Below are 6,549 nucleotides of genomic sequence, written 5' to 3'. Positions count from 1 at the left end.
CCGCCGTCGTCGCCGGCGCGCTCGAGGCGGACCGTCCCGTCGGCGATCCCGCCGACATCGTCCTCGCCGAACGAGACCGTTTCGTCCTCGGCGTCGACGTTCTGGCCGAGCGCACCCCTGAGCGCCTCGAGCGCGTCGGAGTCGCGGTCGATCTCGGCGGTCGGCCCCTCGACGGAGGCGACGACGCCGACCCGCTCCCCGTCCGCGGTCTCGACGGGTTTGCCGACGTCGTCCTCGGTGAGTTGCGTTGCCATGGTCGGGCTACCGTCGAGCGCGAAAAGTCGACAGTGCCTGCACGCGCGTGGTCCCCGGGACGGGAGCGCGGCCGTCAGCGCTGGCGGCCCAGATCCGCCGCCTTCTCGAGTTCGCTTCGCAGCGTCGTCGAGTCGAACTCGTGGTCGGGCCGCAGCCGGACGAAGTCAAGGAAGCGCCGGGCCGACAGCAGCGTCTCCGGATCGTACACCGAGAGAGCCGCCGCGACGACGTCTCGGGAGCCGAGGCGGGGCTCCAGCACCGCGAGCGCGCAGGCCAGATCGTACGCGGTCGTCTCCTCGACCCGGTCCTCGTGGACGCTGGTGGCGTCGATGAAGTACAGCTCGCCGTCGCACAGCAGGATGTTCTCGGCCCGCAGGTCGCCGTGGGCCATGCCGTGGTCGTGTAGCGTCGCCAGCATCTCGAAGAGGTCGCCCGCCTGCGCCGCAACGACGTCGTCGGAGACGTCGTCGAAGGACTCGAACGCCGGGAGGTACTCGAGGACGAGCACTCCGAGGCCGTTGACCTCGAAGGCGTCGATCGGCCGCGGCGCGTTGAGCCCGATCTCGCGCATCCGCCTGGTCGCCTCGTACTCGTGTTCGACCATCTCGCGGGGCGTGTCGAACCGGTCGAAAAAGCCCTCGGTTCCCGAGGAGAAGGCGCCGACGTTGCGCCCGGTCGTCAGGAGGGCGTGAACGAGCGCGTTCTGGCGGGAGACGATCTTGACGAACCACTCGTCGTCGATGACGCAGGGGGTCGACAGCCAGTTGTCGGCCTCGAGGAACTCGACGCGGACGTCCTCGCGGCCGTACCGGTCCGCCAGCGTCCGGACGACGCGCTCGATGCGGCCCCACTCGACGGTCCCGCGAGCGAGCTGGCGGATGTCCATACGTCGAACCCAGGTCGCATAGCGTTAAATGCCTCTCGAACTGGCATCGACGAAACCTGTTTTCGGGGCGTCTCGAGGCCCAGGAGGCGTCGTCCCCGCCACCGCGGGGCGACGGAACAGTATTATTATCAGCTGGGCGACGGTACGGTTCGGTACCCATGGACGCTGTCGACGACCTCGGCGACGCGATCGACGCGACGCGGAACTTCCTGACGCCGGTACGGGCGGGCCTGTGGCTCCGGCTGGCGCTCGTCGCGCTGTTCGTCGGCGGGTTCGGAACCGGCTTCCCGTCGGCGCCGGCGGGAGACGTCGGACCGACGACCGAGCAGGCGCCCGGACCCGGTCTCGGAGACGTGCCCCAGGAGGCGCTCGTCGCGGCCGCGATCGCCGTCGGCGTCCTGCTCGTGGTGTGGCTCGGGTACGCGCTCGTCGCGGCCGTCATGGAGTTCGTCTTCATCGAGTCGCTCCGGTCCGAGGAGGTCCACGTTCGGCGGTACGCGAACGCGAACGTCGGCCGCGGGATCAGGCTGTTCGGCTTCCGGCTGGCGCTGATCGCGGTCGCCGGGGTCGTCGGCGTCGGACCGGTCGCCCTCTCGATTCTCGGCGCCGGCGGCCTCGAGGGCAACCTCGGCGCGGTCGGGCTCGCGGTCCTGTTCGCGGCCGCGATATACCTCGTCTACGCCGTCGTCAACCGCTTCACCTCGGAGTTCGTCGCGCCCGTCATGCTGCTCGAGGATCGGGGGGTGCTCTCGGCGTGGCGTCGGTTCTGGGGGACCGTTCGCGCGAACTGGATCGAGTACGTCGTCTACCTCGTCCTCGTCTGGATCATCCGGGCCGCGGTCGGGATCGCCGTCGGCATCCTGATGCTGATCGCCGGCATCGTCGTCGCGATCCCGTTCGCCGTCGTCGGCGTCGTGTTGTTCGCGCTCGGTGACGTCGGCGCCGTCCTCGCCGCGGTAGCGTTTCTCGGCGCCGCCCTCGCGTTCGTGCTGGCCGCGTTGCTGATCCAGGTGCCCGTCGTCTCCTATTTCAAGTACTACGCGCTGTTGTTGCTCGGGGACACGAACGCCGACCTCGATCTGATCCCCGATCGGCGGGCGGCGATCCGGAGCGGCGGGGTCGCGCCGGATCGTCGCGATCCGGACCGACGAGCGGAGTCACGGGAGGACGACGACTGGTCGAGCGACTACGGCTGGATCGACGAGGACGGCGACGAGGGCGACGACACGGACCGCGCGGACGACGATCGGGACCGCGGCTGGTAGCGCAGTCTACCGGCCTCTCACGACCGAACTCGCTGGCGTTCGCGCTGGTTCTCTCTGTAATCGTTTTTCCGGAGCGTTTATTCCGGGTCCTGTGGCAAGTATTGCACATGGAGTTCGACCTGCCGGACGAACATCGGATGATCCAGGAGACGGTCAGGGAGTTCTGTCGGGGCGAGATCGAACCGATCGCCCAGGAGATCGAGGACGACCACCGGTTCCCCGAGGAGATCTTCGACCAGCTCGCCGAGCTGGACATGATGGGCGTGCCCATCTCCGAGGAGTACGGCGGGCTCGGCGGCGATACCCTGATGTACGCGCTGGTCGCCGAGGAGATCGGCCGGGTCTCGGGCTCGGTCGGCCTCTCTTATGTCGCCCACGTCTCGCTGGCCTCGAAACCGCTCGAGCTGTTCGGCACGCCCGAGCAGAAAGAGCGGTGGCTGCGCCCGCTCGCGGAGGGCGAACACATGGGCGGCTGGGCGCTGACCGAGCCCGGCAGCGGGTCGGACGCCTCCGACATGGACACCACCGCGGAGAAAGACGGCGACGAGTGGGTGATAAACGGCACCAAGCAGTTCATCACGAACGCCTCCGAGGCGGGCTCGGTGCTTGTCAAGGCCGTCACCGACCCCGGCGCGGGCTACGACGGGATCTCGACGTTCATCGTCGATCCCCGCGAGGACGACGGCTTCGAGGTGACGACGGTCTGGGACAAGATGGGCCTGAACGCCTCCCCGACCTGCGAGATCCAACTCGAGGACGTCCGCCTGCCCGAGGACCGCCTGCTCGGCGCGGAGGGCGAGGGGTGGGATCAGACCAAGAAGACCCTCGACGGCGGGCGCATCTCGATCGCGGCGCTGTCGACCGGGCTCGCCCAGGGCGCCTACGAGCACGCGAAGGCCTACAGTCAGGAGCGCGAGCAGTTCGGCCAGCCGATCTCGCAGTTCGACGCCGTTCGCGACAAGATCGTCGACATGCACCGCAAGACCGAGCGCGCCCGGCTGCTCACCCATCGGGCGGCCTCCCGCTACGACCAGGGCGAGCCCGTCACCCGCGAGTCGGCGCTGGCGAAACTCGACGCCAGCGAGGCCGCCCGCGAGGTCGCCGAGGACGCCGTCCAGGTGCTCGGCGGTTACGGTTACACGACCGACTTCGCGCCCCAGCGGTTCTACCGCGACGCCAAGCTGATGGAGATCGGAGAGGGAACCAGCGAGATCCAACACCTCGTCATCGGTCGCGAGCTCGGGCTGTAGAGGGTTTTCGCGACCGCGCTCGGGGCGGCCCTCCTCGCGGTCGATTGCCGCTGAGAGCCGCCCTAGCGACGGAAGAGTCCGAGTACGGCCGAAACCGTCGAGCGGTCGGGGCGGTCGCTCCCTCGTTCCCGGTGGGCTCTGGTCAGCCGAGCGACGACGGCGTAGCTCGAGACCGACAGCGCCGCGGCGAGCAGGAGGTTGCCGACGAGCAGTTGTCTGGCGGCGGTTCCGGCGATTTCGGTGATCGATCCCCGGGAAAGCGACGCGGCCGCGTCGACGGGACGCAGCGAACCGCCCCCGAGAAACGCGCCGCCGAGCTGGTAGCTCGCGACGTAGACCGCGGGCTTGATCAGGGGGTTGAGAACGGCGACCGCGGCGATGGTGGCGGGCTTGCTGACCCAGGATTTCCAGGCCGCGAGCCCGGCGAGCACGCCCAGCCCGAGTCCGCCCGTGGGCAGGGCCGTGACGAAGATCCCGACCGCGAAACTCAGCCCGATCTCGTGGGGCGTGTGCTCCTCGCGGAAGGCGGCCATCAGCTTCCGGCGGATGCGGGCACGGTGCCGGGCGAGCCGTTCTCGGATCACGCTCTGTCGAAGCGATCCGGTCGGCCCGGCCAAAAGGGTGTCGACGCGCGGTCGATCGCGTTCGCTACGGCTCGAGGCCGGTCACGGGAAGCTGCCGGCTTCCTCGAACGCGTCGGCGACGCGGTCGATCGCGACGACGTAGGCCGCGGTCCGGGGGTTCGACAGGTCGTTTTCCTCGATGGTCTCGACCAGGGCGTCGAAGGCGTCGACGATGTGGCCCTCGAGTTCCTCGTTGACTTTCTTCTCGGACCAGTAGAAGCGCTGGCGGTTCTGGACCCATTCGAAGTACGAGACGGTAACGCCGCCGGCGTTGGCGAGGATATCGGGGATGACGAAGACGTCGTCCTCGGCGAGGATGGCGTCGGCGTCCGGGGTGAGCGGACCGTTGGCGGCCTCCGAGATGACGTCGGCCGAGACGTCCTCGGCGAGGTCGGCGTCGATCGCGTTCTCGAGGGCTGCGGGGATCAGCAGGTCGACGTCCATCGTCAGGACGTCCTCGTTGGTGAGTTCCTCTTCGCTTTCCTCGTAGCCGACGATACTGCCGGTCTCGTTTTTGTGCTCCTTGGCGGCGACGGGGTCGAAGCCGTCGGCGTTGTAGATTCCGCCGCTGGAGTCGCTGGCGGCGACGACGGTCGCGCCCATCTCGTCGATCAGCTTGGCGGCGATCCAGCCGGCGTTGCCGTAGCCCTGGACCGCCACGGTCGCGCCCTCGAGGTCCTTGTCGAGGTAGTCGAAGGCCTCGCGGGCCGCGATCACCGTCGATCGCCCGGTCGCCTCGACCCGGCCCTCGCTGCCGCCGCTGGCGAGGTTTTTGCCCGTGACGACGCCCGGCTCGGTGGTGTTTTCCAGGGTCTCGTAGGTGTCCTTGATCCAGTTCATCTCCCGCTGGCCCGTGTTCACGTCGGGAGCGGGGATGTCCCGGTCCTCGCCGACCAGCGGGCGCAGCTCCTTCGCGAACGCGCGAGTGAGCCGCTCGAGTTCGGCCTCGGAGTACTCGCTCGGGTCGACGACGATCCCGCCCTTGCCGCCGCCGTAGGGGATGTCGACGGTCGCGCACTTGTAGACCATCCAGCCCGACAGCGCCTTGACCTCGTCGCGGTTGACGTCGGGGTGGTACCGGATCCCGCCCTTGTAGGGTCCGCGGTCGCCGTTGAACTGCGAGCGAAACGCCTCGAAGCGCTCGAGCGAGCCGTCGTCGAGTTCGATCGTGAGGTTCGTCTCGAGGACGCGCTCGGGGTGTTTGAGTCGCTCGAGGACGTCGGCGTCGACGTCGAGGTAGTCGGCAGCCTCGTCGATCTGTGACTGGAGACTCTCGAATGGATTCGCCTGCCCGGTCATACGAGGGGTGTTTCGGCGACTGGTGGATAAACGTAGCGAATACCAGTCACAATTAAATGCGTCTGAGATATTTTAGGATGTCTTAGGTCCTTCGTCGAATTCGTCCGACACCTTCGCCCGCTCGAGGATCCGCTCGGCCTGCGCGATCAGCGGCGCGTCGATCATCTCGCCGTCGACCTCGAAGACGCCCCGTCCCGCCGCGTCTGCCTCGCGTTCGGCCTCGAGGACGCGTCGCGCCCACTCGACGTCCGCGGGGTCGGGGGAGAAGGCCTCGTTGATCGGTCCGACCTGCGCCGGGTGGATCGCGAGCTTGCCGTCGTACCCCAGCTGAACGGAGGTGGCCGCGTCCTCGCACAGCAGCTCCTCGTCGTCGAAGTCGGTGACCAGCGTGTCGATCGCCTCGACCCCGCGGGCCGCGGCGGCGAGGACGACCCGCTGGCGCGCGTACGAAACCTCCGTCCCCTCGCGGGTCCGGGTCGCGCCGAGATCCGCGGCCAGGTCCTCTGCGCCGAAGACGAGCGCGTCGGTCGCGTCGGCGCCGGCGATCTCCGGGGCCGCGAGCACGCCCGCGGCGCTCTCGAGCAGCGCCAGGACGGGGCGGGCGAGACTCCGCTGCGCGAGCCCCGCCGCCAGGTCGCGGACGTCGGTTCCACCGGTCGTCTTCGGGAGCATGACGCTGTCGAGGCGCAGCGAGTCGGCCGCCGCGAGCGCGTCGAGGTCGCGCTCGATCTCGGCGGGCGCCGCGTTAACTCGAACACAGACCTCGCAGTCGGGATCGAACGCGGGGTCGGCCAGCACCTCCCGGACGGCCGCGCGGGCCTCGTCCTTGCGTCCCGGAGAGACGGCGTCCTCGAGGTCGAACGCGATCGCGTCGGCGCCGGCGTCGGGCGCCTTGCGGAGCATCTCCGGTCGATCCCCCGGGGTAAACAGCAGGCTTCGACGTACCATACCTCCGAGTGTGCGGACCGTCC

The 6,549-nt window shown here is 69.0% G+C and carries 6 protein-coding genes and 1 pseudogene; 2 read left to right on the top strand and 5 right to left on the bottom strand.

Features of this window, described 5'->3' with window-relative positions:
- A pseudogene (locus C492_RS19055) lies at window positions 1–254 on the bottom strand (hypothetical protein); the annotation flags it as partial.
- A 74-nt stretch (window positions 255–328) separates the two neighbouring features.
- Window positions 329–1,141 (bottom strand): RIO1 family regulatory kinase/ATPase domain-containing protein, encoded by an 813-nt coding sequence (locus tag C492_RS19050; protein WP_008426622.1) that lies wholly within the window; start codon window positions 1,139–1,141, stop codon window positions 329–331.
- A gap of 158 nt (window positions 1,142–1,299) precedes the next feature.
- On the opposite strand from C492_RS19050, the gene C492_RS19045 reads away from it, so the two are divergent.
- Window positions 1,300–2,406: a DUF7544 domain-containing protein gene (locus C492_RS19045; RefSeq protein WP_008426621.1), complete on the top strand. Its 1,107-nt coding sequence runs from the start codon at window positions 1,300–1,302 to the stop codon at window positions 2,404–2,406.
- Between the two features lie 107 nt (window positions 2,407–2,513).
- Window positions 2,514–3,656 carry an acyl-CoA dehydrogenase family protein gene (locus C492_RS19040; protein ID WP_008426620.1) on the top strand — a complete coding sequence of 381 codons (1,143 nt, stop codon included), beginning with the start codon at window positions 2,514–2,516 and terminating at the stop codon, window positions 3,654–3,656.
- Window positions 3,657–3,718: 62 nt separating this feature from the next.
- Here the strand turns inward: C492_RS19040 and C492_RS19035 are convergent, their stop codons facing one another.
- The 3 genes from C492_RS19035 to C492_RS19025 form a co-directional block, all read right to left on the bottom strand.
- Window positions 3,719–4,240 carry a DUF2062 domain-containing protein gene (locus C492_RS19035; RefSeq protein ID WP_049893194.1) on the bottom strand — a complete coding sequence of 174 codons (522 nt, stop codon included), beginning with the start codon at window positions 4,238–4,240 and terminating at the stop codon, window positions 3,719–3,721.
- An 81-nt stretch (window positions 4,241–4,321) separates the two neighbouring features.
- A complete protein-coding gene (locus tag C492_RS19030; RefSeq protein WP_008426618.1) occupies window positions 4,322–5,578 on the bottom strand; it encodes a Glu/Leu/Phe/Val family dehydrogenase in 1,257 nt (418 codons plus the stop codon).
- Between the two features lie 72 nt (window positions 5,579–5,650).
- On the bottom strand, window positions 5,651–6,526 hold the full coding sequence (locus C492_RS19025; RefSeq protein ID WP_049893191.1) for an HpcH/HpaI aldolase/citrate lyase family protein: 876 nt from the start codon (window positions 6,524–6,526) through the stop codon (window positions 5,651–5,653).
- Between the last annotated feature and the right edge of the window lie 23 nt (window positions 6,527–6,549).

Origin of the sequence: Natronococcus jeotgali DSM 18795 (genome assembly GCF_000337695.1) — an archaeon.
GTDB lineage: Archaea > Halobacteriota > Halobacteria > Halobacteriales > Natrialbaceae > Natronococcus > Natronococcus jeotgali.
The sequence above is the reverse complement of the archived record's forward strand: the minus strand, read 5'-3'. Positions and strand labels throughout refer to the sequence as shown.